A 1,918-nucleotide genomic window follows, 5' to 3' on the forward strand; every position below is an offset into this window, starting at 1 on the left:
GCCCGGGACCGGTGGGCGACCCGACGGGCACCTCAGGTGAGCTTGCTCTTCACCGTGTTCACCACCGAGCCGGCCACTCCCGGGTTGGTGCCGTACAGACGAGGGTCACCCGGGGCCAGCACCGGTTCCGGCGCGTTCGCCCGCGGGTTGTCGTCGTACCGAAACTCGCCCTTGCCGTCCGGCGAGGGCCCGGACGCCCAGCGCCCCTGGGCGGCGTCGGTGCCCGAGGAGAAACCCAGGTAGGTGTAGCCGTACTCCTCGGTGAACTCGCCCGAGTCCGGAAACGCCTCTGGCACCGGCATCTCCTCCAGGCCGTCCTCCTTGAGCTGCTCGATCGCCGCCAGCCACATGTTCTGGTGCATCGTGTCGCGGGCCAGCAGGAAGCGCAGCATCTGCTTGACGCCCGGGTCGTCGGTCATGTGGAACAACCGGGCGACCTGGAGCCGACCCTGCGCCTCGGCGGTGACGTTGAGCTGGAAGTCGGCCAGCAGGTTGCCGCTGGCGGTGACGAACGAGCCGTTCCAGGGCACCCCGTTGGAGTCGGCGGGCAGGGCGCCACCTCCGCCGTGGATGAAGTGCGCCGGATTCTCACCGGCGTAGGTCGCGGCGCCTCCGGGATCCTCCGCGATCCCCTCGGTCAGTGACAGCGGCGCGTTGTCCAACAGCCGGGTGATCATCGTGACGATCATCTCGACGTGGCCCATCTCCTCCGTGCCGACGTCGAGCAGCAGGTCCTTGTACTTGCCGGGCAGTCGGCAGTTCCAACCCTGGAAGAGATACTGGTTGGCGACCGTCATCTCGCCCCACTTGCCGCCCAGCACCTCCTGCAACCGCCGGGCGAACGCCGCATCCGGGCCGTCCGGCTTGGCTTCGAACTGCAGATCCTTGACGTGGCTGAACATCCAACCTCCTCGGTACCGAAAAATAGGTAGCGAGGCCGTTCCCGCCCCGATGACCCGAGCGGGCCAACCGGTGTCCCGGCCGGGTCAGCGCACCGGGCGGGCCATCGGCAGCAGCACCTCCAACGCCACTCCACGCGGCCGTAGCCGGTGCGCCCGCAACGCTCCCCCGTCCGTCGCGACGAGCTGCCGCGCGATCCACAGGCCCAGACCGGACATCCCGACGGCCGGCGCCGGACGTCGCAGCGCGACCAGCAGCGCATCGTCGACCCGACCCTCGTCGGTGACCAGGATGCTCAGGCTCGGGCCGCGCACCGTGGCGTAGAGCCCGACCTGTCCGTCCGGCGGCCCGTGCCGTAGCGCGTTCTGCACCAGGTTGACCAGTACCTGTCGGGTTCGTCCGGACGGCACCGGGCGGGAGGCCGCCTCCCGGGTGGCTCGCACCCGCCGACGGGCGAGCGGCACCAACGCGGCGGCCTCCCGCAGGATGCCCGCCAGCGCGACGGCCGGATCCGGCTGCGGAGTCGGCGTCAGCACACCGGTGCCGGCGGTCGCGTCACGCAGCAGGCTCTGAAGGTGGGCGGCCTGGTCGCGGGCCAGCGCACTGAGTGCCCGCCGGTCGTCCCCGGTCAGCTCCCGACGCTCGTCGGCCAACGCGCGGGTCAGCGAGGTCAGGGTGCTGATCGGCGTCCGGAACTCGTGACACAGCACCCGCAGCAGCAGCTCGGAATCGGCCGCCGTCGGTCGCTTCTCGCCCGGTGTCGGCTCAATGGGGCGCAACCCTCGCAGCAGGTCCCGCAAACCGTGCCGTACGCGCATCCACCCGAGTCCTCTCGTTCGGTGCGAACCCGCATGATCGGTACCCGCTGGGGAACGGCGCAGACATGCCGGGAGCCTCCACCTTGCGACTCGTCGTCGTGGACGATCACCCCCTGTTCGTCCGCGGCCTGGAGTTGCTGCTCCCGATCACCACCAACGGACGCGTCGAGGTGGCCGCCTCGACCGGCGACGCCGCCGCG

The 1,918-nt window shown here is 70.8% G+C and carries 2 protein-coding genes; both read right to left on the reverse strand.

The genetic code is table 11. The features are described from left to right. Positions 1-32 precede the first annotated feature (32 nt). A complete protein-coding gene (locus AB0B48_RS32955) occupies positions 33-902 on the reverse strand; it encodes a manganese catalase family protein (RefSeq protein ID WP_357208524.1) in 870 nt (289 codons plus the stop codon). 84 nt (positions 903-986) lie between these two features. Further along, complete coding sequence (locus AB0B48_RS32960; protein WP_357208527.1) at positions 987-1,718, reverse strand: HAMP domain-containing sensor histidine kinase; 732 nt, start codon at positions 1,716-1,718, stop codon at positions 987-989. Between the last annotated feature and the right edge of the window lie 200 nt (positions 1,719-1,918).

The sequence above is a fragment of the Micromonospora sp. NPDC049089 genome, assembly GCF_040648775.1.
GTDB lineage: Bacteria > Actinomycetota > Actinomycetes > Mycobacteriales > Micromonosporaceae > Micromonospora.